Raw genomic sequence first — 20,652 nt, 5'->3', positions numbered from 1 at the left:
GAGATCGAGCGCCGCCCGCGCGGCGCATCGCGAGCTGCGCTCGCTCCTACGGTTGTTTCGGGCCAGTCACGCCTGTTGCGGGCGCGCGCGACCGCCTTGTTGGTACGGCACGGTATTGCGTCATACGCCAAGGCGTTCGTGCGCAGATGGCGCGGCCCGGAACAACCGTAGAAGCAAGCGCTATGGCGGCCAATGCAAACTTGCTGAATCGTTTCTTTCGCTCTATAAGCAATCCACAACACCAAGAAAGGCCACCACCATGCCCCCTTTGAAACTGATCGTCGCGCTCACCACCCTGTCTGCCACTTCCCACGCCTTGGCCTGGGACTACGTATTGCTCGACACCGACAAAGCTGCCCAGAACTGGCAGGTCACCAGCCAGTCGCTCGGTGTGAAAACCGACAAGCCCTTCAGCGTTACGCTGCGCACCCTGCACGGAGGCCGGCAGGAAGGCGTGAGCATCGTGGATATCGACAACGGCACCCTGAAACTTTCGGTGGTCCCCACCCGTGGCATGAACATCCTGAAGGCCTCGGTGGGCCCGGTGCGCATGGGCTGGGACTCGCCGGTCACCGAAGTGGTGAACCCGTCCTTCATCGAACTCAATGGCCGCAATGGCCTGGGCTGGCTGGAAGGCTTCAACGAACTGGTCACCCGCTGCGGCTATGAATGGGTGGGCCACCCTGGCGTCGACAACGGTGAGTTGCTGACCCTGCATGGCCGTGCTGCCAACATCCCGGCCAGCAAGGTCACCCTGCACATCGACGAAAAACCGCCGTACGCCATCACCTTGCGTGGCGAACTGAAGGAGCAGGCGTTCAAGAAGGTGGACTTTGCCGTGGCGACCGAAGTAGTCACCGAACCGGGCAGCGTGGCGTTTGCCATCAACGACACCCTCACCAACCAGGGCGATTACCCCAAGGAATACCAGGCGCTGTACCACAGCAACTTCAGCACCCCGTTTCTGGAGCAGGGGGCGCGTTTCGCCGCCCCGGTAAAACAGGTTTCACCGTTCAACGACAAGGCCAAGGGCGACCTGCCTGACTGGCAAACCTACCGCGCCCCCACCAAGGACTACGATGAAACGGTCTACAACGTGGTGCCGTATGCCGATGCCAAGGGCGATACCCTGACCGTGTTGCACAACAAGGCAGGCAGCCTGGGCGTTGCGGTGGGCTTCAATACCCGCACGCTGCCGGTTTTTTCGCTGTGGAAGAACACCGACACCCAGGGCCAGGGCTATGTCACCGGCCTCGAGCCTGGGACGAGTTTTTCCTACAACCGTCGTTACCAGCGGCCACTGAATCTGGTCCCGACAATTGGCCCTAAGGAGCAGCGCCAGTTCCACATCCGTTACAGCCTGTTGGCGGACAAAACGGCCGTGGACAAGGCTTTGCAGCAGGTGAGCGAGATCCAGGGCGGGCGCGAAACCGAGGTGCGTCAGGTGCCATTGGTCGACCTGAGCAAAGAGTAGAGCGGGTTAAAGCAACGGTTTGGGGTGCCCCGGAGCCGCGTATGGCATATCCTTGCACACCGAAATCAATTTCTAAGCAGTGAACTGAACTATGGGTTTTGAACAACTAGCGGAGCTCCGTGACCGCCTGCGGGCAGAAAAGGAACAGGCCAAGGCCGACCGGCCCAAGCCGGCGCCGCGCAAATCGCCCCCCCAGGCGACCCCGCGCCGCCAGGATCCCGCAGTGGAAGCCATATGGCCTTTGCAAAAGCATTTTCCATTGGCTTTCCCGGTCAACCCTGCACCCAAGGTGCCGCTCAAAGAGGGCATCTTCAAGGATGCCGAGCAACACCTTGAGCTGCTCGGCCTGACCCGTGAACAGCTCAAACTGGGTATTGCCACCTGGTGCAAAGGCACGCGCTACTGGGCGTGCATGGTGGAAAACGCCCCGCGTCTGGACTTGAACGGCCAGGCCGCGGGCAGTGTGACCGCCGCCCAGGCGCTGCACGCCAAGCAGCAAGCCGCGCGGCACTTCAACCAGGCCCGCCGCAACCGTGCAAAACCCAAAGCCGCTGCGCCTGAGCCAGCGGCCGCGGTCAGTACAGAGCAGACGCCGGGCTGAGCAGCCGATGAGCCCGCCAAGCCGGGCTCATTGAAAGCGGTCGAAGCGATATGGGCTGGGGTCGATCAACGGCCTGTGTTGCATGACCAGGTCTGCTGCCAGCTGCCCGGCAGCAGGCGAGGTGCCGAAGCCGTGCCCGGAAAACCCCGTTGCCAGGGTCAGGCCGGGCAGGCTGGATACCGCGCTGATCACCGGGTTGGAATCGGGGGTGACGTCGATGGTCCCGGCCCAGGCACTGGCAATGCGCGCCTGCTGGAATACCGGCCACGCCGCGCTCAGGTTGCGCAATGCGTCATCGTTGAGTGAGGTATTGGCAGCCGGGTCCTGCACCCTGATGCGCTCGAACGGGGTCACATCCGTGGCCTTCCAACGGCGGGCCATTACCAGATCGGTGATTGACGCCTTCCCCAGGCGAATCTGCAAGAAGTCGCGCTGCGCTCGCAACTGTGGCAGGTAACGCCTGCCTAACAGCAGGTGGTCGAGGGTGAGAAATGCATCCAGCTTGCCGCGCTGGGTAATGATGAACCCCCCGTCGATGTGTTTGCGAAACGAGAAGTCAGGAGCCCCCACGGCAATCTCGGTCGGGCCTTCCATGGGCTCGGTGCGCAGTATCGAACAGACCAATGGCAGGGTTGGCAGGTCGATGTTCAGGTTGCCGAGAAACCTGCGCGACCACATGCCGCCTGCCAGCAAGACCTGATCACAATGGATCTCGCCCTGCTCGGTCACCACACCGCTCACACGCCCGGCACTGGTTTGCAAGGTACGTACCGCGCAGTGTTCGAGGATGACGGCGCCCTTGGCCATCGCCGCTCGGGCGATGGCGCTGGCAGCCAGTGTCGGCTCGGCGCGGGCATCGGACGCGGTGTACAGGGCGCCTGCCCACTGCGTACGCCCGCCCGGTGCCCGCCGGCTGATCTCGGCATTGCTCAACAAGCGTGAGTCCAGGCCCAGGTGTTCGACGCTTTTCAGCCAGCCCTCATGCAGACCCATCTGCGTGTCGTCACGGCCAACGAACATGATCCCGGCCTGGCGATAACCCACGTCACTGCCCACCCGTTGCGGCATTTCGGCCCACAGGCGGTCCGCTGCCAGCGCAAGGGGGATGTCGTGGGCATGGCGGTTGGTCTTGCGAACCCAGCCAAGGTTGCGTGAGGACTGTTCGCCAGCAATGCGGCCCTTTTCCAGCACGACCACCGGGATGTTGCGTTCGGCGAGGGTCAGCGCTGCGGTGAGGCCGACGATGCCGCCGCCGATGATCACAACGGTGGTGGCGTCCGGTTGCCGTGTGCTGGTGATGACAGGGTCGATGGCAGGGGGCATTGCGTTACTCCGCAGCAATAAGTTGAGGTGGTACAGCTTGGCGTCAGTGGTTATTGGCCAAGGCGTATCAGCCTGACATCCGCTTGCGAGGCGCCACGGTAGGCGGTCACTTCCAGCTCCACCTTGTACACCGTCGAACCCAGCGGCGGGCAGGTGACGGTAGTGGCCGGGTCGATACCGCGAAACTTCTGACCAATCACGTCCATCACCGCGGGTACATCAGCGGGCTGCTGAATGAATACCCGGGAGCAGACCACATCGGCCAGGCTGGCATCGACTGCTGCCAAGGCGTTCTCGATGTTGGCGAACACCTGGTGGGTCTGCTCGATGACGTCTTCGGCGATCAGTTGCGTCTGCGGGTTGCGGCCTGCGGTGTTGGAAACGTAGATCCAGTTGTCCACCGCCACCAGGCGGGAGTAGCTGGCCATGTCTTCGAACTTGGAGCCTGTTTTCAGTTTGGTGATCTGGGTCATGGGGGTGCCTTCGATGGGTGAGTCAGGGTTAGCTGAGAACGGGCTGTTCCCACAGGTTGAGCTTGATGCCAATGCCTTTTTCCAGGGCGTTGCGGTACACCACGGTGCCCCACGCCACGTCTTCAACGGGCATGCCACCAACGGACATCAAGATGATTTCGTCGTCATTCAGGCGCCCAGGCGCTGCCCCAGCGATGATCTTGCCAATGTCCTCGACCTGCTCGGGCAGCAGGGTGCCCTCGGCGATCATGTCCATGAAGCGCACACCCACCAGGGGGACATGATGGTGGGCAGGTTTGGGCAGTTCCTCGAACCAGGCCTGGTACAGGCCGGTGTTGTCCACCACCTTGCGCACGTCGGCCTGCTCCATGCCCGCGTCGATGCTGCAGGGGGCTGGCATGGCCAGGAACGCGCCCGGCTTTACCCACTCGCGCTTCACCAGCGGGTAGCGGGCGGGGTCGCCGACCTCACCAGAGCTGCAGTAGCTGACCAGGTCCGAGCCCCGCACCACTTCTTCCAGGGTCTGCACCACCTGTACGTTGACGATCTGCGGGAAGGTGGCGCTGACCCAGCTGACGAACGCATCCAGGCTCTTCTGGCCACGGCCCTTGATCTTGAGCGTATCCACTTGCGGGCATACGGCCATGAACGCTGCGACCGTGGTCTTGCCCATCACGCCCGGCCCGGCCAGGCCAATCACCTTGGCATCCTTGCGGGCCAGGTGGCGGGCGCCCACGCCAGGGATGGCGCCGGTGCGGTACGCCGAGAGCAGGTTGGCCGACATATGCGCCAGTGGCGCGCCGGTGTCGGCATCATTCAGGGTGAGCATCAGGATGGAACGGGGCAGGCCTTTTTCGCGGTTGGCGATATTGGAGCCGTACCACTTGGCGCCTGCTGTCTGAAAGTTGCCGCCAAGGTACGCTGGCATCGCCATCATGCGGCGGTCGGCGGTGGGTTTGGGCATGGTGGGGAACGGCGAATGTTCAGGGAAGGTGATCATCGCCCCGTGCGAGTCGCTGTTCGGGCCTGCCATGCGGTAGTCGCCGTGGTAGAGCAGGCCGAACATGGTTTCCATGGTGTCGACGCAGGCGGGCATGTCGGTCACGCCTGCGCGAATCATGTCCTGCTCGGACAGGTAGATGAAGTCGATACGGGTGTCGAGGGTCATGGCGGGTCTCACTGCGTGGAAGGCGCGTGGCACCTTCCCTTTGGGTTTTATTGTTGTGTCGCCCGGGTCGAACGGGCTGGCCAGGTAAACGCAAGTTACTGCCAGTTTCGCTAACGACTGGTAGGTCGTCTTGTGTTTGCCTGCCTGGCTGATTGACCCTCCCTGCCAGCACCCGTGTCCTGTGCTCAAAGCGGCTTGTCAGACGAAGCCTTGCCCCGTTTGGCGCGCAACCAGCCGCCCAGGTGGTAAAAGACGCCAAACAGAATAATGGCGCCGCAAATAGTGGCGCCCAGCAGGGTGTTGTTCATGCCTCACCTCAGTGACCCGCCAACGAGTAACCTGCCTGCACACCACGCAGGCTGAGGGCCGTCAGCAGGCACACAACCAGTGTGCTGGCGGCCAGAAGCACGGCCCAGCCCGCAGGGCCGTACTGCAGCGTCATGGCCGCTAGCGGGGAGGCGCTGGACGACACCGACAGCTGGATTGCCCCCAACAGGGCGGCGGTAGAGCCCAGGGATTTGTCCTGGGATGACATCACCAGCGACATCAGTGTGGACTCTGCGATCCCCAGCCCGAACAGCGCCAAGGCCATACCCCCGGCAACACCCGGCAAGCCCAGGCCGCTCAGGGTACTGACCAAGGTCAGCAGGGCACCCAGCGCCATCCAGCGCACGCCTACCGTGCTGAGCTTTTTCAGGCCATAGCGGCTGACCCGCCGGCTGGCGAACACTGCGCCAAGCATGACCGACACACCCGTGGCGCCAAACAGCAGGCCAAACGCCTGGGCACTCATGCCGAAGTACTGCTGGTACACCAGTGTCGCGCCGCCGATGTACGCGAACAGGAAGAAGAACACGGCAGCCACGGCCAGGGTGGGGCGCAGAAAGCCGCCATCCGCGAGGATGGCCAGGTAGGTTTTGCACGCGCTGCGCAGGCTAAGGGCTTCGCGCTGCTCCACAGGCAGGGTTTCGGGCAGGTTCAGCAAGCTGTTCAGCCACACCACCAGGCCCATACCGGCCAGTGCGAGCATCACTGCGCGCCAGCCGAAATGCGCATCGATGACGCCACCCAGCGCGGGGGCAAGAATAGGCGCCACCCCTTCGATGGTCATCAGCAGGGCGAACAGCTTGGTCGCGGCTACGCCATGGCTTACATCACGCACCATGCTCATGATCACCACCAGGGTGAGGGCGCTGCCCAGCCCCTGGAAGAACCGCAGCGCGATCAATGTATCCAGGGTTGGCGCCATCGCGGCGCCGAACGAGCACAGGATGAACAGCAGCAGGCCAGCCATCAACGGCCTGCGCCGGCCGTAGGCGTCGACGATGGGGCCAAATATGAGTTGCCCGGCGCCCATGGCCAGGAGGAAGAAGGTCAACGTGAGTTGCACATGGGTGAAACTCGCTTGGTACTGATTGGCTATCTCGGGCAGGCTCGACAGGTACATGTCGACGGCAGAGGGCCCCAGGGCCCCGATCATGCCCAACCCAAGCGCCAGTTTGAAAGGTACTGCGGAGGATTGATTAGGTTGCATGGTAATCTCATCGCTTTGCTACCTACCGGCCGGTAGGCTGGCGAATCCTAAGCGTACTGGCGATTCGGGTCAAACGGTCTTTAGGCTGAAGGCAAGCCCTGCACCAACTTTCAGATCTGGTGCAGGGCAGTAGCTCTCACAGGTAGGTGTGTTGGGGGGGCTAGTAGCGAATCATCACCGACTTGAGCTCGGTGAAGTCGTCGATGAACGCCGACCCGAACTCCCGGCCGATGCCGGACGCCTTGATGCCGCCAAACGGCACCGCCGGATCCAGCAGGGTGTGCATGTTCACCCACAGTGTGCCCGCCTGAATGTCGGGGATCATGCGCATGGCCTTGCCCAGGTCGTTGGTCCACAGGCTGGCACTGAGCCCATAAGGCGAAGCGTTCATCAACTGCAGCAGTTCTTCTTCGCTGTCATAGGGCAGAAAAGTGGCCACCGGGCCGAACGTTTCCTGGTTGAGCAGGGTGTCGCTGGCAGACTTGGCCAGGATCAACGTCGGCTCGACATAACACCCGGGCCCTTCGCCAATGCGCCCGCCATGGATAATCTGGCTGCCCTCGGCGCGGGCCGTGGCGAAGAGTTCCGCCAGCTTCTGCTGGTGCGGCTTGTTGGCCACCGGGCCGAACTGGGTGGTTTCATCCAGGGGCGAGCCGGTTTTCAGCTGGCCCAGACGGTGCGAGAGGGCTTCGAGCAGCGGGTCAAGGCGCGAGCGGTGCACATAAAAGCGCTCACCGGCGGCGCAAATCTGCCCGGCGTGCAGGAAGCCGGCCTCGATGATGCCGTCTACGGCCTTGTCCAGGCCTACGTCCGGGAGAAACGCCACGGCATTTTTGCCCCCCAGTTCCAGCGTCGCCCGGGTGAGCTTGGCACCCATGGCCGCCTGGCCGACGGCGATGCCGGTCGGCACCGAGCCGGTGAACGAGACCTTGTCAGTGCCGGGGTGCTCGATCAAGGCCTTGCCCACATGGCCGCCCCCGGTCAGCACGTTCAAGGCGCCGGCTGGCAGCCCTGCCTCGGTGGCCAGCTCGGCAATGCGCAACAGGGTCAAGGGGGTGAATTCGCTCGGCTTGATGATGATGCTGCAGCCGGTGGTCAGCGCCGAAGCCAGCTTCCAGATGGCAATCATCGTTGCGAAGTTCCAGGGCACGATCCCTACAACCACCCCGATGGGTTCGCGCAAGGTGTAGGCGCTGTAGCGCTCGCCCGCGAAGCACGGCAGCGACGGGGTGATGGTCTGGCCGGTGATCTTGGTCGCCCAGCCGGCGTAGTACCGCAGAAAGTGCGCGGCCTGGTCGACTTCGAAGGCGCGCGACAGGCCGATCAGCTTGCCCGATTGCAAGGTTTCCAGCTGGGCCAGCTCTTCGCGGTGGGCTTCGAGCAAGTCGGCAAGCTTGAACAGCACCCCCGCGCGTGCTGCCGGGTTGGTCCGCGACCACTGGGCGAAGCCTTGGCGTGCCGAGCCCACGGCGAGGTCGACGTCGGCCTGGTTGGCATCGGCAATCTGGGCGATGGCCTGCCCGTTGGCAGGGTTCACCACGGCAACCGTGGCGCTGCCACTGCTTGCAACGGTGTGCCCCGCGATGAACAGGCCGTGGTCCCGTGCCAGGAAGGCATGGACGGAGGGGAGAAGCTGTACATCGCTCATGAAAAATCCTCGAACAGGTGAAGGTCGGCCCGCAGGCCGCCAGAATCTGGAGGATAGTGATAGGCGCCACGCTGATCTTGGACGGCTGTGACAGCGGCATGACCCTGCCTGCCATCGTCAATGGGCTGGCCTGGCAGAGAGCAACAAAGCAACCGGCAGCCAGGGGCAAGACGTTACCTGGTGGCCGGCGCACAGTGGCCAGGCAGGGCAGCACAACCTGTGCGTGAAGGATCACTTGCCGCGTTCATTGCCATAACAACAAGCTGGGGCACAACGATGTCACTCAACAACAGGCTCACCGAGCACCTCAACCAAGGCACGGTTGGTTTTCCAACCGCACTGGCCAGCACCGTCGGGCTGATCATGGCCAGCCCCGTGATCCTCACCGCCACCATGGGCTTCGGCGTCGGTGGCAGCGCGTTTGCCGTAGCCATGGTGATCGCCGCGCTGATGATGCTGGCCCAGTCCACCACCTTTGCCGAAGCAGCGTCCATATTGCCCACCACCGGGTCGGTCTACGATTACATCAACTGTGGCATGGGCCGCTTCTTCGCCATTACTGGCACCCTGTCGGCCTACCTCATCGTGCATGTGTTCGCCGGTACCGCCGAAACGATTCTGTCGGGGGTCATGGCATTGGTGAACTTCGAGCACCTCAACACCCTGGCCGAGTCGGCGGGTGGTTCCTGGTTGCTGGGGGTAGGCTTCGTGATCGCGTTCGCGGTGCTCAACGCATTCGGCGTCAGTGCCTTCAGCCGTGCAGAAGTGATTCTTACCTTCGGCATGTGGACCACGCTGATGGTGTTCGGTGTGCTGGGGTTGATCGCCGCCCCGGCCGTGGAACTGCAAGGGCCGTTTGGCGCCTCCATGGTGGGCACCGACCTCATGACCATTTTGTCGCTGATCGGCATGGCCATGTTCATGTTTGTGGGATGCGAGTTCGTGACCCCCCTTGCACCCGAGTTGCGTCGCTCGGCCTGGGTGCTGCCACGGGCCATGGCGCTGGGCCTGGTCGGTGTAGCCAGTTGCATGTTCATCTATGGCGCGGCCATGAAGCGCCAGGTCGAAAACGTGGTGATCGATGCCGCCACGGGCGTGCATCTGTTGGACACGCCCATGGCCATCCCGCGGTTTGCCGAACAGGTGATGGGTGATATCGGCCCGGTGTGGCTGGGCATCGGTTTTCTGTTCGCCGGTGCGGCAACCATCAACACCTTGATGGCCGGCGTGCCGCGCATCCTGTACGGAATGGCTCTCGACGGCGCGCTGCCGAAGGTGTTTACCTACCTGCACCCGCGTTTCAAAACCCCGTTGCTGTGCATTCTGGTGGTGGCGCTGATCCCGTGTGTGCATGCCTGGTACCTGGGTGGCAACCCCGACAACATCCTGCACCTGGTGCTGGCGGCAGTGTGCGCCTGGAGCACGGCTTACTTGCTGGTGACCCTGTCGGTGGTAATCCTGCGCATTCGTCGGCCCGACCTGCCACGTGCCTACCGTTCACCGTTGTTCCCGCTGCCGCAGATCGTGTCCAGCGCAGGTATCATCATCGGCATGCTGTTCATCACGCCGCCCGGGATGAACCCGGCAGACGTCTACGTGCCGTTTGCAGTGATGCTGGGGGGGACTGCAGCCTACGCCCTGTTCTGGTCGTTGTGCGTGCAAAAGGTAAACCCGTTCAAGCCTGCGCGGGTAGAGGACGTGCTCGAAAAGGAATTTGCCGCCGAACCCAACACCCTGTCGGAGCACTCGCAGCATGATCAGACATTTGCGTGAGCGCTGGCTGGCGCCGCGTGCGCCGGCAGGTTACCGCCCAGGGGTAACCCTGGGGCACCTGTTGCGCAACCTGGGCCCGCTGGAAATCCTGCAGGCCCAGGCGGGCACCGCGCAACTGCATTGCCCTCAGCAGCGCTGGCACGCTGAGGTGCATGAGTGCGTCGAGGCGCACCTGTTGATGCATGTGGTGACGTGCGAGTTCCGCCTGGAGGTGCCCGCCCTGCAACAGGGCGAGGTGCAGATGAAGCTGCGCCATACCGGAGCACTGCGCCGCACCGGCCTGGCCTGCGTGTATTCCGGTGGGGACAAGGCACTGTTCGCACGGGTGCGTGACCGGCTGGCGGCTGATGCAGCCCTGATGGCGGCACTGATGCCCTTGGACTTCAAGCGCCTGACGCTTTCGTGCCGGCGCGGCCAATGGCACCTGGCCCTTGAGCACATGGGGGCAAGCGAGGTGGTCAATCGCATGCCGGCCTTGCGCCGTTATATTCCAATCAGCGCGCAGCAGCGCGGGCATCTGCTCGCTTCCCTGACCAGCTTCAACCAGATACTCGTACACCTCTGATACCCTTTGGCATGGCTGTTGCTCAGCTTCTTCGACCAATTGTGACAGTTGTATCGTCATTGTTAACATGTTATCAATGCCGTTATAACAATAAACTCGCGTCGAGGGCACCATGCAGACTCATCAACCCGAACACCAGGGCCTTGATCGCTGGACCACCGCCATGCAGAGCATCTGTGGCCGTTTCGAAACGCAGCTGGCTTGCAACCCTTCGTTGTTCATCGGCGACGTCTGCGCGCAGACCCGTGCCGGTTTGCCCGTCGCCTCCTTGCGGACCAATGCCGGCGTCATCCGCCGCCTTGGGAGCAACCCGGACGTGGATGATGACCAGCATTGTTTTCTGGTGTTGCAGCGCTCAGGGCATGCCACCGTCGAACAGGCAGGCCTGACCATCCAGCTGGCCCCTGGCGACCTGATGCTGATGGACTCGGTGGGGCGCTGCGAGATCAAGCCGGCGGGCCTGATCGAACATGTCTCGCTGGCGTTGTCCCGCGATCAGGTGTGCAAGCACGTGACCGGGCGGGACTGCCTGGTGGGCAAGATCTCTTCCAGCAATGCCTGCGGGCGAATGCTGCATGCCCTGATGGACCAGCTGTGCAAGGACGAGCGCGGCGACCAAGACAGCAGTCAGGGCGCAGCCCTGCAAGCAGCCTTCACGGCCTTGCTGGAGCCAGGTCTGGAGTTGGGGGAGGGCAGCCGGTACGGCGTTGAAGCGCTGGGTAGCCAAAACCTGCGCAGCTATGTGCAGAAGATGATCGATCAATCGTTGTCCCAGCCTGGGCTGACGCCGGCATCCCTGGCTGGCGGTCTGAACATTTCAGTGCGCCACCTGTATCGCCTGTTTGAAGAGGACGGGGACAGTGTCTGCCGGTACATTCAGCGTACCCGGCTCACCCGTAGCGCTGAAGACCTGGCCAACCCGTTCTTCAAGCGTGAGTCGATCACGGCCATCGCCTACAAGTGGGGCTTCACGGACTCAGCCCACTTCAGCCGGTCGTTCAAAAAGCAGTTCGACCAATCGCCGAAAGACTACAGGGCCACCGCCATGGGCCTCGCCATGCGCTAGGCTGCCCGGCTGCGCCATAAAAAAGGCCGCCAGGGCGCAAGGCGCTGGCGGCCGGCGCAGCAGGCCTGTGGTCAGGCGACGGCGAAGTAATGCTTGACGAACGATTCGCTCAGGACCTCCCACAGCACCGGTGTGCCTTTGGTCACGAACCAGGCATCGCCTGCCTTCAGGCGGCTGACCTTGCCAGTGGATTCATCGGTCAGCTGGATTTCACCCGTTACCACCACCGCCTGCTCACTGAACGGGTACACCATGCGGAACTTGCCGCGCGTGGTGCCGAAGTAGGCGCTGCTGATGGCGTCGGTGGGGGCGCCGTGGGTCATCTTGCCGAAGGCTTTGACTTCGCCTTCGAGGATTTCCGAGCCCAGGTCGGCAACAGTGCCCCAGGCATCGAGTTCGGTCAGTTGGATGCCGTGTTGGGCAACAGTGAGGGTCATGGCAGTTCTCCAGTGGGTAAGGGATGGCTCAGCGGCGGCCGTTGAAATAGCCCGACAGCTGGTGCACGGTCTTGCCGGCAGTGAGCAGCAGCGGGCGGAAATGGTCTTTGCCCAGAATGCGGGCGTGCTTGACCGAGCTGATCAGGTCATAGCGCGAAGAGCCTTCATGCATCCCTTCGGCGAGGACCTTGCAAATGATGTGGCTGGGGGTAACCCCAAACCCCGAGTAACCTTGCACGTAAAACGCATTCGGGCGGTTACTGAGGGTGCCGATTTGCGGAAACAGGTTGGCACTGGTGGCCATCGGGCCGCCCCAGGCCAGGTCGATACGCACGTCCTTCAGGTAGGGGAAAATCTTCAGCATCAGCGCGCGGTTCCAGCGCTTGAGGTCCAGCGGTACATGCTCGACAAACGGCGTGGCGGCACCGAACAGCAGGCGGTTTTCCCGAGTGACGCGGTAATAGTCGATCACCGGGCGTATGTCGCTGTAGGCGCCGCGGATGGGGCTGATGCGGTGCACCAATTCATCAGACAGCGGCTCGGTCATCATCTGGAAGGCATAGGTATTGATGGTACGTGCATGCAGCTCGGGCTCAAGCTTGTTCAGGAAACTGTCACACGCCCACAGCAGCTTGCTGGCACGCACCGAACCGCGCCCGGTGCGGACTTTTATGCGTTCGCCATAGGTCACTTCCAGGGCTGGGCTGTGCTCGAAGATACGTGCGCCGTGGCCGACCAGGGCCTTGGCTTCGCCGAGCAGCAGGTTGAGTGAGTGCACATGGCCCCCGCCCATGTGCAGCAAGGCGCTGGTATAGGCATCGCTGCCAATGATCTGCTTGACCTGCGCACCACCCAGAAAGCGGATTTCATCCTGGGTATTGATGGCCTTGAACTGTTTTTCCCAGGTACGCAGGGTTTGCTCCTGCCGCTTGTTGAAGCCCATGTAGCCGTAGCCGTGGCAGAAATCGGCGTCGATGTCATAACGGGCAATGCGTTGCTTGATGATGCTGGCGCCCAGCTCGCTGATTTCGAAGATCTCCTTCAAGCCCTGGTCGCCAACACTGCTGCGCACCTTCTCCAGGTCGTGCCCGATACCCGCCATGATCTGCCCGCCATTGCGGCCGGTACCCCCAAAGCCCAGGTAGCGGGCTTCTAGCACCACGATGTTGGTGATGCCTTTTTCAGCCAGTTCCAGGGCCGTGTTGATGCCCGAAAAACCGCCGCCGATTACCACCACGTCGGCTTCGACGTCGCTTTCCAGGGTGGGAAAGCTGAGGTTGTACTTCTTGGTCGCGGTGTAATAGGTAGGGGTCTCGATGTTGATCATGACGCAGCCTGCTGTATTGGAATTGTGAAAGGGCCTGTGCCGTGGCAGTCCATGGGATACCATTGAGCACCTATCGATCGGTAGGCGTCTTGCCTGAGCGTGACACGCTTTATGACATGCCTGCCAAATCGGCGTGCAGCGTTGGGATTGACGAACGGACCTTGCTCGAAGATCATGCTCGCTATGAACATGTTAACCAATACCCCTCGTTACCGCCGCTACGCCACCTCAAGCTGAGGCGGTCGTTGCTGCGTGCACGTCATCCGCCCGGGGCGGCTGGACGTGTGTCTTGCTCCTCGGGCCTTACTCAACCCAGGAGTTCTCATGAGCGACCCGCAACATGACCTGATCAGCCACCTGCAAGCCAGGGGCTTCATCCACCAGAGTACCGACCTGGAAGGCTTGCGCCTTCACCTGCAAGCGCAGCCGCGCACGTTCTACCTGGGCTTCGACGCCACCGCTGACAGCCTGCACGTCGGGCACCTTCAGGGGTTGATGCTGATGCGCTGGCTGCAGAAGGCCGGGCATACGCCGATATTGCTGATTGGCGGCGCCACTACCCGTATCGGCGACCCAAGCTTTCGCGATGAAAGCCGGCCCGTGCTGGATGAAGCGCAGATTCAGGCCAACATTGCCGGTATCACCCGTACATTCGGCCGCTACCTGACCTTGGGGCAGAGCGCAGGCCGGGTAGTGGATAACGCCCAGTGGCTGGATGGCATTGGCTACTTGCAGTTCCTGGACCAGGTAGGGCGTTACTTCTCCATCAACCGTCTGTTGACCTTCGACTCGGTGCGCCAGCGCCTGGACCGGGAGCATTCGCTGTCGTTTCTGGAGTTCGGCTACACCTTGCTCCAGGCCCATGACTTTACCGAGCTGGCCCGTCAGCATGATTGCACCTTGCAACTGGGCGGCGCCGACCAGTGGGCCAATATCATCAATGGTGTGGAGCTGGGGCGCCGCCGTGATCAGCGGCAATTGTTCGGGCTGACCATGCCACTGCTGACCAACAGTGACGGCAAGAAGATGGGGAAATCGCTCAACGGCGCGGTCTGGCTCGATGAACGCCGCCTGCCCAGCTTTGATTTTTGGCAGTTCTGGCGCAATTGCGACGACCGCGACCTGCCGCGTTTCCTCGCCCTGTTCACCGAGCTGCCGTTGCAGCGTATCGCTGAACTTACCCAGGAGGGCGGCGCTTCGCTCAACCAGGCCAAGGCGCTGCTGGCCGATGAAGTCACTGCCCTGGCACATGGCCCGGCTGCCGCACTTGCCGCGCGCGAAGCCGCCGAGGCCGTGTACGGCCAAGGTGAAAGCGAAGGGCTGACAACCCACACCGTAGCCCGCAGTACGTTACAGGTACAGAGCCTGGCCGAGGTGCTGGTGCAGGCGGGGTTGCAGCCTTCCCGTGGCGCTGCCAGGCGGCTGGCAGAGGGCGGTGGGCTACGCCTCAATGGCCAGGTGGTTCGCTCGGTCGATGACCCGCTGCCACCAGGGCCACAACAGTGGCGGGTGAGCCTCGGCAAGAAACGCCATTACCAGTTGCTCGTGGAATAATTGGTTAATGTATTAATGAGCGCGTGCTGGCATACTCGCCAGCACGCTCCCATTGATGACCCTGACTCGCGCAATGACCACTCCACGCCCATCCCTCACCCTCACGCTGCTGCAGGCGCGTGAAGCTGCCATGGCGTTTTTCCGCCCGGCACTCAATGCCCACGACCTGACTGAACAGCAATGGCGTGTCATTCGTATCCTGCGCCAGCAGGGCGAACTGGAGAGCCATCAATTGGCAGACCTGGCTTGCATCCTCAAACCCAGCATGAGCGGTGTGCTCAAGCGGCTGGAGCGTGACGGTATCGTCTCACGGCGCAAGTCGAGCGAGGATCAGCGGCGTGTCTTCATCAGCCTGACCGTGAAAGGCCAACAGGCATTCATGTCGATGAGCGAGGAGATGAACCGCAATTACGAAAAAATCCTCCGCCAGTTCGGTGCAGACAAACTTCACGCCTTGATGCAGCTGCTGGACGAAATGAAGAAAATCACCCCCTGAAATCCGCATCTGCCTGACGACTGTCAGCGGTTGATTGACAACGAGTCGTCGAGAATCTTCAGCAACGATGCGGCTCGCCGTGCGTATACGGCAGGGTTCGCGTACATCAGCTCCACATGCAGGCTGTCGATAATCCCCAGATAGGCGTCGGCATAGATCTCCAGGCGCGTGGTGTCGTCGGCTGCCCAGCTGTGGCGTGCCTGCAGCGCCTGTGTGAAGCCCTCGCGTATACCCTCCAGGTACTGTTCGAACCCCGAGGTGATGATCGGGCGGATATCTGCAGGCGGCAGAAATGCTGTGCGCAGGATGAACCTCAGGTTCTCCGACCCCTGATAGCGCTCAGCCAGCTGCAATACCAGCCAATGGCCAGGCGCTGCTTGACGGGTAGTTTCTTCCTGGAAGGCGCCCTCGACGAAGGCGGTTTCCACGGCCAGGGCACGCTGGAAGGCTTCTACGAACAAGGCATCTTTGTTGGCGAAATGGGCGTAGAGCGAGGCTTTGCGCATACCGGCCAACGTCGCGATTTCGTTCAGCGACGAAGCGTCGTAACCGTAGGTGGCGAAGTGGTCGACGGCTACGTCACAGACACGGGCTGCGGAAGGGGAAAGCGCTTTCAACGGTGTTACTCCATCAAGGGTGCGGGCAGGCCACTCGCGGTTGGCTCGGGATTGTGGTGCGCACCGCCGCAGGGGTCAATCGTTGTGGGCAGCGCGGCATGGCAATGCCATGGAAAGTACCATTTTCCCCCTGTAACGTGCATTTCTCGCCCACAGCCCCCGCCACATACTGAGCGCGTCTTCGAGACTGTTCGGCTACCCGACGCCGCATAACGGGTGGTCGCTGGTTATCCAATAATAAAGAGACCGTTCATGAAAAAGCCAAATCCTTTGCTGGAAGACCTGAAGGCCATCCTGCCGGCCATTGCCGAAAATGCCTTCAAGGCTGAACACGATCGCAGCGTTCCGGCAGAGAACATCGCCTTGCTCAAGGGCATCGGCATGCACCGCGCCTTCTTGCCCAAGCAGTTTGGGGGCATGGAAATTTCACTGCCGCAGTTCGCCGAGTGTGTGGCGGTGCTGGCGGGCGCGTGTGCCAGTACGGCCTGGGCCATGAGCCTGTTGTGCACCCACAGCCACCAGATGGCGATGTTCCCCGCGCAACTGCAGCAGGAAGTCTGGGGCCTGGACGCGGACGCTACAGCCAGCAGCAGCATTGCGCCGTTTGGCCGCACCGAAGAAGTGGAAGGTGGCGTGAAGTTCAGCGGCGAAATGGGCTGGAGCTCGGGCTGTGACCATGCCGAGTGGGCCATCATGGGCTTCCGTCGCCCCAACCACGAGGGCACACAGGATTACTGTTTCGCGGTACTGCCGCGCAGCGATTACCACATCCGTGACGACTGGTATGCCGTGGGCATGCGCGGCAGTGGCAGCAAGACCCTGATCGTGCGCGATGCCTTCGTGCCCGAACACCGTATCCAGAAAGCCAAGGACATGATGGAAGGCAAGTCTGCGGGCTTTGGCCTTTACCCGGACAGCAAGATTTTCTATGCGCCGTACCGGCCGTATTTTGCCAGCGGGTTCTCGACCATCAGCCTGGGCATCGCCGAGCGTATGCTCGAGGTATTCCGCGAGAAAACCCGCAACCGGGTGCGGGCGTACACCGGTGTTGCGGTTGGCGCTGCCACGCCGGCCCTGATGCGCCTGGCCGAATCCACCCATCAAGTGGCTGCCGCGCGGGCATTGCTGGAAAAGAGCTGGGATGAAATCGCCCAGTACAGCGAGCGTCACGAGTACCCCTCGCGGGCAACCCTGGCGTTCTGGCGTACCAACCAGGGCTACGCAGTGAAGATGTGCATCCAGGCGGTTGATCGCCTGATGGAGGCCGCTGGCGGTGGCGCGTGGTTCGAAAGCAACGAAATGCAACGGCTGTTCCGTGATTCGCATATGACCGGCGCCCACGCCTACACCGACTACGACGTTTGCGCGCAGATTCTTGGCCGCGAACTGATGGGCCTGGAGCCTGACCCGACGATGGTCTGAGCGCGTTCGCTCACCCCTGGAAAACAATCACAACAATATCAACGGCGGGCCTGCATGGCCTGCTTGGGAGTCTTGCATGTCCAATTCAACCCCTGCCACCGAGTTCGATACACGAGCCTTTCGTCGCGCCTTGGGCAATTTTGCCACCGGTGTGACCGTGGTCACTGCCGCCGGCCCCAGCGGTCGCAAGGTGGGCGTCACGGCCAACAGCTTCAATTCGGTATCGCTGGACCCTGCACTCATTCTGTGGAGCATCGACAAACGCTCCACCAGCCATGAGGTGTTCGAAGAGGCGTCCCACTTTGCCGTGAACGTGCTGGCTGCCGATCAGGTCGACCTGTCCAATACTTTTGCGCGCCCAAAAGAAGACCGTTTCGCGGGCATCGACCATGAACCCGGTGCCGGTGGTGCGCCGCTGTTCAGCGACTGCGCAGCGCGCTTCCAGTGCGAGAAGTTCCAGCAACTGGACGGTGGCGATCATTGGATTCTGGTTGGCAAGGTGGTGGCTTTTGACGATTGTGGCCGCTCGCCGCTGTTGTATCACCAGGGCGCCTACTCCATGGTGCTGCCCCACACGCGCATGACCCAGCGGGCAGAGGGGCAGGCCCCAAGCAGCCACTTCCAGGGCCGTCTGCAGCATAACCTGTACTACCTGATGACCCAGGCCCTGCGCGCCTATCAGGCGGACTACCAGCCACGCCAGCTGTGCACCGGCCTGCGCACCAGCGAAGCACGGATGCTGATGGTGTTGGAGAACGACGCCGGGCTTAGCCTGAACGATCTGCAGCGTGAGGTGGCGATGCCTGCGCGGGAGATCGAAGAAGCCGTAGCCAATCTGAAGCGCAAGGGCCTGATCGCCGATGACGAAGGCCGTGTGCGTTTATCGGTGAAGGGAGTGGATGAAACCGAAGCGTTGTGGGGTATCGCCCAAGCGCAGCAGGATAAGGTGTTCAGCCAGTTCACTGTTGAGCAGTTGGACACGTTCAAGGCTGTACTCAAAGCCATTATTCGGGTGTAGGTGTGGCCTGCGCTACCTGACACCGTTGCCCAAAGCCCAGCCTTTGCTGCGGCCGGTGCTGGATTAGAGCACCGGCCGTAGCCGTCAGTCCAGCAACTGCGCCACGCCCTGGTCCTCGCCCAGAAACCCGCCACTCTGATGCTGCCACAAGCGCGCATAGACGCCGTTTTTGGCCAACAGCTGCGCGTGGGTGCCTTGCTCGATGATGCGCCCGTCGTCCATCACGATCAGCCGGTCCATGGCCGCGATGGTCGACAGCCGGTGGGCGATGGCGATCACGGTCTTGCCTTCCATCATTTCGTCCAGGCTCTCCTGGATTGCCACCTCCACCTCCGAGTCCAGCGCGCTGGTGGCCTCGTCGAGCAGCAGAATAGGCGCGTTCTTCAACATGACCCGGGCAATGGCGATGCGTTGGCGCTGGCCGCCGGACAGCTTGATGCCGCGTTCGCCCACCAGGGTGTCGTAGCCGCTGTGCCCCTGGCGGTCGCTGAGCTGGCTGATGAAGCCGTCGGCCTGGGCGTTGGCGGCGGCAGCGCGGATCTGCGCATCACTGGCGTCCGGGCGGCCATACGCGATGTTGTCACGGATGGAGCGGTGCAGCAGCGAGGTGTCCTGGGTGACCATGCCGATGGCGCTGCGCAGGCTGTCCTGGGTGACCTTCGCCACATTCTGCCCATCGATGCGGATCTCACCGCTGTCCACATCGTAGAAGCGCAGCAGCAAGTTGATGAGCGTGGACTTGCCGGCCCCGGAACGGCCCACCAGGCCGACCTTTTCGCCAGGCTTGATCTGCAGGCTGAGGTCGGTCAGCACCTGGCGCTCGCCGTTGTAGTTGAAGCTGACCTTGTCGAACGTGACAGCGCCACCGCGGGTGACCAGTTCGCCTGCGCCGGGTGCGTCCTGCACCTTGGGGCCGCGGGTGAGGGTAGCCATGCCATCCTGCACCGTGCCGATGTTCTCGAACAGCGAGGTCATCTGCCACATGATCCAGTGAGACATGCCGTTGATTCGCAACGCCATGGCGGTAATGGCCGCGACGGCGCCAGTGCCTACCTGGCCCTGGTGCCACAGCCACAGTGCGTAGCCGCCGGCGCCAAAAATCAGCCCCACTACCAGTGCCTGGTTGACGATCTCGAACTGGCTCACCAGGCGCATCTGGCGGAAACCGGTCTGTTTGAAATCCTCCATGGCAGCACGGGCGAAATGCGCCTCGCGCTTGGAGTGGGAGAACAGCTTGACGGTGGTGATGTTGGTGTAGGCGTCCGATACCCGCCCGGTCATGGACGAGCGGGCGTTGGCCTGCTCTTGGCCGACCTTGCCCAGGCGTGGCACGAAATACAGCATCGCCAGCCCGAACAAGGCCACCCAGGCGATGAAGGGCAGCATCAGCTTCAGGTCGAAGCCCCCGGCCAGGGCGATGATGGCGATGAAGTACACGCCGATGCCAGGCAGAATCTCGATTACGGTAAACAGCACTTCGCGCACGGCCAGTGCGGTCTGCATCACCTTGGTGGTGACCCGGCCCGAGAACTCGTCAGAAAAGAACGACAGGCTCTGGCGCAGCATCAGCCGGTGGAAGTCCCAGCGCAGGCGTAGCGGCAGGTTGATAGCCAACACCTGGTGCTGGACCATGGTGCGCAGGGCCACCAGTACGATGCTGATCACCAGCACGCTGCCGATGCCCCACAGCACCTGGCTTTCTTGTGGGCCAGTGGTATCACCGGCCTTCCAGGCCGACAACAGGTCGACCACCTGGCCCAGGAACGAGAACAACCAGGCTTCGTAGATCGACACACCCGCGCTCAACAGCGCCAGTGCCAGGATGTAGCCGCGGGCGCCCCGGGTGCAGGCCCACATGAAGCGCAACAGGCCCATCGGTGGTGGCGGTGCTTCGTCGGGAGGAAAAGGGTCGAGCCGGCGCTCAAACATATGCAGCATGCAGTGTCTCCGGAAATCAGGGTTCGCTTGGCGGGCCACCATACAGCAGTTGGGCCGGTTCGCCTTCAGGTAGACAGGCGCGAGGGCGATCCGATCCAATCTTCGGCGGCCGAGGCACACCGCGTGATGGCAACCAAGGGCATGACGTGATTGTTGTGGTGGCTCGCAGATCGAGCGCCGCCCGCGCGGCGCATCGCGAGCTGCGCTCGCTCCTACGT

General features: G+C 62.4%; 19 protein-coding genes. 9 read left to right on the top strand and 10 right to left on the bottom strand.

The features are described from left to right. The first annotated feature begins 259 nt into the window (after positions 1-259). Together IAE33_RS22805 and IAE33_RS22800 are read left to right on the top strand one after the other, a co-directional pair. Positions 260-1,474 carry an aldose 1-epimerase family protein gene (locus tag IAE33_RS22805; RefSeq protein WP_201165379.1) on the top strand — a complete coding sequence of 405 codons (1,215 nt, stop codon included), beginning with the start codon at positions 260-262 and terminating at the stop codon, positions 1,472-1,474. 91 nt (positions 1,475-1,565) lie between these two features. After that, positions 1,566-2,075, top strand: coding sequence for a ProQ/FinO family protein (locus IAE33_RS22800; RefSeq protein ID WP_201165378.1), 510 nt, complete (start codon positions 1,566-1,568; stop codon positions 2,073-2,075). A gap of 27 nt (positions 2,076-2,102) precedes the next feature. Here the strand turns inward: IAE33_RS22800 and IAE33_RS22795 are convergent, their stop codons facing one another. From IAE33_RS22795 to IAE33_RS22775, 6 genes are all read right to left on the bottom strand, one after another. Next, on the bottom strand, positions 2,103-3,398 hold the full coding sequence (locus IAE33_RS22795) for an NAD(P)/FAD-dependent oxidoreductase (protein WP_201165376.1): 1,296 nt from the start codon (positions 3,396-3,398) through the stop codon (positions 2,103-2,105). A 50-nt stretch (positions 3,399-3,448) separates the two neighbouring features. Then, positions 3,449-3,871: a RidA family protein gene (locus tag IAE33_RS22790; protein WP_201165374.1), complete on the bottom strand. Its 423-nt coding sequence runs from the start codon at positions 3,869-3,871 to the stop codon at positions 3,449-3,451. Positions 3,872-3,899: 28 nt separating this feature from the next. Continuing rightward, complete coding sequence (locus IAE33_RS22785) at positions 3,900-5,039, bottom strand: tyramine oxidase subunit B (RefSeq protein WP_201165373.1); 1,140 nt, start codon at positions 5,037-5,039, stop codon at positions 3,900-3,902. A gap of 185 nt (positions 5,040-5,224) precedes the next feature. Then, positions 5,225-5,347: a hypothetical protein gene (locus IAE33_RS24785; RefSeq protein WP_268933278.1), complete on the bottom strand. Its 123-nt coding sequence runs from the start codon at positions 5,345-5,347 to the stop codon at positions 5,225-5,227. Positions 5,348-5,355: 8 nt separating this feature from the next. Continuing rightward, positions 5,356-6,573 (bottom strand): multidrug effflux MFS transporter, encoded by a 1,218-nt coding sequence (locus tag IAE33_RS22780; protein ID WP_201165371.1) that lies wholly within the window; start codon positions 6,571-6,573, stop codon positions 5,356-5,358. 160 nt (positions 6,574-6,733) lie between these two features. Next, positions 6,734-8,221 carry an aldehyde dehydrogenase family protein gene (locus IAE33_RS22775; protein ID WP_201165369.1) on the bottom strand — a complete coding sequence of 496 codons (1,488 nt, stop codon included), beginning with the start codon at positions 8,219-8,221 and terminating at the stop codon, positions 6,734-6,736. Between the two features lie 276 nt (positions 8,222-8,497). Between IAE33_RS22775 and IAE33_RS22770 the strand changes: the two genes are divergently transcribed. The 3 genes from IAE33_RS22770 (at position 8,498) to feaR (ending at position 11,625) form a co-directional block, all read left to right on the top strand. Then, entirely contained in the window at positions 8,498-9,994 is a 1,497-nt protein-coding gene (locus tag IAE33_RS22770; RefSeq protein ID WP_201165367.1) for an APC family permease, read from the top strand. Then, complete coding sequence (locus tag IAE33_RS22765; RefSeq protein ID WP_201165364.1) at positions 9,975-10,559, top strand: DUF3156 family protein; 585 nt, start codon at positions 9,975-9,977, stop codon at positions 10,557-10,559. The genes IAE33_RS22770 and IAE33_RS22765 overlap by 20 nt, the downstream gene beginning before the upstream one ends. A gap of 112 nt (positions 10,560-10,671) precedes the next feature. Further along, complete coding sequence (feaR, locus tag IAE33_RS22760) at positions 10,672-11,625, top strand: transcriptional regulator FeaR (RefSeq protein ID WP_201165362.1); 954 nt, start codon at positions 10,672-10,674, stop codon at positions 11,623-11,625. Between the two features lie 71 nt (positions 11,626-11,696). On the opposite strand, the gene IAE33_RS22755 is transcribed toward feaR, so the two are convergent. Together IAE33_RS22755 and IAE33_RS22750 are read right to left on the bottom strand one after the other, a co-directional pair. After that, positions 11,697-12,062, bottom strand: a complete 366-nt coding sequence (locus tag IAE33_RS22755; RefSeq protein WP_201165360.1) for a cupin domain-containing protein — start codon at positions 12,060-12,062, stop codon at positions 11,697-11,699. Between the two features lie 28 nt (positions 12,063-12,090). Further along, the gene (locus tag IAE33_RS22750; protein ID WP_201165358.1) at positions 12,091-13,389 is read right to left on the bottom strand and encodes an NAD(P)/FAD-dependent oxidoreductase; all 1,299 of its coding nucleotides are present in this window, start codon (positions 13,387-13,389) and stop codon (positions 12,091-12,093) included. A gap of 324 nt (positions 13,390-13,713) precedes the next feature. Here IAE33_RS22750 and tyrS point away from each other — a divergent pair, with 324 nt between their 5' ends. Further along, complete coding sequence (gene tyrS, locus IAE33_RS22745; protein WP_201165356.1) at positions 13,714-14,943, top strand: tyrosine--tRNA ligase; 1,230 nt, start codon at positions 13,714-13,716, stop codon at positions 14,941-14,943. 73 nt (positions 14,944-15,016) lie between these two features. Further along, complete coding sequence (gene hpaR / locus IAE33_RS22740) at positions 15,017-15,439, top strand: homoprotocatechuate degradation operon regulator HpaR (RefSeq protein WP_201165380.1); 423 nt, start codon at positions 15,017-15,019, stop codon at positions 15,437-15,439. Between the two features lie 23 nt (positions 15,440-15,462). Here the strand turns inward: hpaR and IAE33_RS22735 are convergent, their stop codons facing one another. Further along, positions 15,463-16,056 carry a TetR/AcrR family transcriptional regulator gene (locus IAE33_RS22735; RefSeq protein ID WP_201165355.1) on the bottom strand — a complete coding sequence of 198 codons (594 nt, stop codon included), beginning with the start codon at positions 16,054-16,056 and terminating at the stop codon, positions 15,463-15,465. 252 nt (positions 16,057-16,308) lie between these two features. On the opposite strand from IAE33_RS22735, the gene IAE33_RS22730 reads away from it, so the two are divergent. Together IAE33_RS22730 and IAE33_RS22725 are read left to right on the top strand one after the other, a co-directional pair. Next, positions 16,309-17,478: a p-hydroxyphenylacetate 3-hydroxylase oxygenase component gene (locus IAE33_RS22730; RefSeq protein WP_201165354.1), complete on the top strand. Its 1,170-nt coding sequence runs from the start codon at positions 16,309-16,311 to the stop codon at positions 17,476-17,478. 76 nt (positions 17,479-17,554) lie between these two features. Next, a complete protein-coding gene (locus IAE33_RS22725; protein ID WP_201165353.1) occupies positions 17,555-18,496 on the top strand; it encodes a p-hydroxyphenylacetate 3-hydroxylase reductase component in 942 nt (313 codons plus the stop codon). A gap of 84 nt (positions 18,497-18,580) precedes the next feature. On the opposite strand, the gene IAE33_RS22720 is transcribed toward IAE33_RS22725, so the two are convergent. After that, on the bottom strand, positions 18,581-20,434 hold the full coding sequence (locus IAE33_RS22720) for an ABC transporter ATP-binding protein (RefSeq protein ID WP_201165348.1): 1,854 nt from the start codon (positions 20,432-20,434) through the stop codon (positions 18,581-18,583). Between the last annotated feature and the right edge of the window lie 218 nt (positions 20,435-20,652).

Source organism: Pseudomonas sp. S60 (assembly GCF_016647865.1).
GTDB classification, from domain to species: domain Bacteria; phylum Pseudomonadota; class Gammaproteobacteria; order Pseudomonadales; family Pseudomonadaceae; genus Aquipseudomonas; species Aquipseudomonas parafulva.
The sequence above is the reverse complement of the archived record's forward strand: the minus strand, read 5'-3'. Positions and strand labels throughout refer to the sequence as shown.